Raw genomic sequence first — 3,219 nt, forward strand, 5'->3', positions numbered from 1 at the left:
CTTCAGAACTAACACAGTGGACGCGAGCAACTGAGGACAAGCCCTCGGCCTATTAGTACCAGTCAGCTCCACCCGTTACCGGGCTTCCACATCTGGCCTATCAACCCAGTCGTCTACTGGGAGCCTTACCCTCTCAAGGAGGTGGGAATACTCATCTTGAAGCAGGCTTCCCGCTTAGATGCTTTCAGCGGTTATCCCTCCCGAACGTAGCCAACCAGCCATGCCCTTGGCAGGACAACTGGCACACCAGAGGTTCGTCCGTCCCGGTCCTCTCGTACTAGGGACAGCCCTTCTCAATATTCCTACGCGCACAGCGGATAGGGACCGAACTGTCTCACGACGTTCTAAACCCAGCTCGCGTACCGCTTTAATGGGCGAACAGCCCAACCCTTGGGACCGACTCCAGCCCCAGGATGCGACGAGCCGACATCGAGGTGCCAAACCATCCCGTCGATATGGACTCTTGGGGAAGATCAGCCTGTTATCCCCGGGGTACCTTTTATCCGTTGAGCGACGGCGCTTCCACAAGCCACCGCCGGATCACTAGTCCCGACTTTCGTCCCTGCTCGACCCGTCGGTCTCACAGTCAAGCTCCCTTGTGCACTTACACTCAACACCTGATTGCCAACCAGGCTGAGGGAACCTTTGGGCGCCTCCGTTACTTTTTGGGAGGCAACCGCCCCAGTTAAACTACCCATCAGACACTGTCCCTGATCCGGATCACGGACCGAGGTTAGACATCCAGCACGACCAGAGTGGTATTTCAACGGCGACTCCACCATGACTGGCGTCACGGCTTCAAAGTCTCCCACCTATCCTACACAAGCCGAACCGAACACCAATATCAAACTATAGTAAAGGTCCCGGGGTCTTTCCGTCCTGCTGCGCGAAACGAGCATCTTTACTCGTAGTGCAATTTCACCGGGCCTATGGTTGAGACAGTCGAGAAGTCGTTACGCCATTCGTGCAGGTCGGAACTTACCCGACAAGGAATTTCGCTACCTTAGGATGGTTATAGTTACCACCGCCGTTTACTGGCGCTTAAGTTCTCAGCTTCGCCACACCGAAATGTGACTAACCGGTCCCCTTAACGTTCCAGCACCGGGCAGGCGTCAGTCCGTATACATCGCCTTACGGCTTCGCACGGACCTGTGTTTTTAGTAAACAGTCGCTTCTCGCTGGTCTCTGCGGCCACCCCCAGCTCACGGAGTAAATCCGATCACCAGTGATGGCCCCCCTTCTCCCGAAGTTACGGGGGCATTTTGCCGAGTTCCTTAACCATAGTTCACCCGAACGCCTCGGTATTCTCTACCTGACCACCTGAGTCGGTTTAGGGTACGGGCCGCCATGAAACTCGCTAGAGGCTTTTCTCGACAGCATAGGATCATCCACTTCACCACAATCGGCTCGGCATCAGGTCTCAGCCTTAATGAGGGACGGATTTGCCTACCCCTCGGCCTACACCCTTACCCCGGGACTACCACCGCCCGGGCTGGACTACCTTCCTGCGTCACCCCATCGCTTACCTACTACAAGTCTGGTTCGCCGGCTCCACCACTTTCCTTTCCCCGAAGGGTCCGGAACGGCTTCACGGGCTTAGCATCGCCTGATTCGATATTGGGCGTTTCAAAGCGGGTACCGGAATATCAACCGGTTGTCCATCGACTACGCCTGTCGGCCTCGCCTTAGGTCCCGACTTACCCTGGGCAGATCAGCTTGACCCAGGAACCCTTAGTCAATCGGCGCACACGTTTCTCACGTGTGTATCGCTACTCATGCCTGCATTCTCACTCGTGAACCGTCCACAACTAGCTTCCGCTGCTGCTTCACCCGGCACACGACGCTCCCCTACCCATCACAGCAGGCGTTGGCCCTATTGCTGCAATGACACGACTTCGGCGGTACGCTTGAGCCCCGCTACATTGTCGGCGCGGAATCACTTGACCAGTGAGCTATTACGCACTCTTTCAAGGGTGGCTGCTTCTAAGCCAACCTCCTGGTTGTCTCTGCGACTCCACATCCTTTCCCACTTAGCGTACGCTTGGGGGCCTTAGTCGATGCTCTGGGCTGTTTCCCTCTCGACCATGGAGCTTATCCCCCACAGTCTCACTGCCACGCTCTCACTTACCGGCATTCGGAGTTTGGCTAAGGTCAGTAACCCGGTAGGGCCCATCGCCTATCCAGTGCTCTACCTCCGGCAAGAAACACGTGACGCTGCACCTAAATGCATTTCGGGGAGAACCAGCTATCACGGAGTTTGATTGGCCTTTCACCCCTAACCACAGGTCATCCCCCAGGTTTTCAACCCTGGTGGGTTCGGTCCTCCACGAAGTCTTACCTCCGCTTCAACCTGCCCATGGCTAGATCACTCCGCTTCGGGTCTAGAGCGTGCAACTCAATCGCCCTATTCGGACTCGCTTTCGCTACGGCTTCCCCACACGGGTTAACCTCGCTACACACCGCTAACTCGCAGGCTCATTCTTCAAAAGGCACGCAGTCACGACCGGCATTCCGAAGAATGACGGCGACGCTCCCACGGCTTGTAGGCACACGGTTTCAGGTACTATTTCACTCCGCTCCCGCGGTACTTTTCACCATTCCCTCACGGTACTATCCGCTATCGGTCACCAGGGAATATTTAGGCTTAGCGGGTGGTCCCGCCAGATTCACACGGGATTTCTCGGGCCCCGTGCTACTTGGGAGATTCTTAAGCAAGCCGCTGATGTTTCGTCTACGGGGGTCTTACCCTCTACGCCGGACCTTTCGCATGTCCTTCGACTACATCAACGGTTTCTGACTCGCCGACCGGCCGGCAGACCGATCAAAAGAATTCCCACAACCCCGCATGCGCAACCCCTGCCGGGTATCACACGCATACGGTTTGGCCTCATCCGGTTTCGCTCGCCACTACTCCCGGAATCACGGTTGTTTTCTCTTCCTGCGGGTACTGAGATGTTTCACTTCCCCGCGTTCCCTCCACACTGCCTATGTGTTCAGCAGTGGGTGACAGCCCATGACGACTGCCGGGTTTCCCCATTCGGACACCCCCGGATCAAAGCTCAGTTGGCAGCTCCCCGGGGCCTATCGCGGCCTCTCACGTCCTTCATCGGTTCCTGGTGCCAAGGCATCCACCGTGTGCCCTTAAAAACTTGGCCTACAGATGCTCGCGTCCACTGTGTAGTTCTCAAGCAACGACCAGTCACCCATCACCCTGATCCG

Annotated in this window: 1 rRNA gene; it reads right to left on the bottom strand. The window is 56.6% G+C overall.

What is annotated here, in order from left to right:
* Positions 1 to 32: 32 nt before the first annotated feature.
* Positions 33 to 3,155, bottom strand: a 23S ribosomal RNA gene (locus tag ACWF9Z_RS36370).
* Positions 3,156 to 3,219 lie beyond the last annotated feature (64 nt).

This window comes from Streptomyces sp. NPDC054961 (assembly GCF_053609145.1).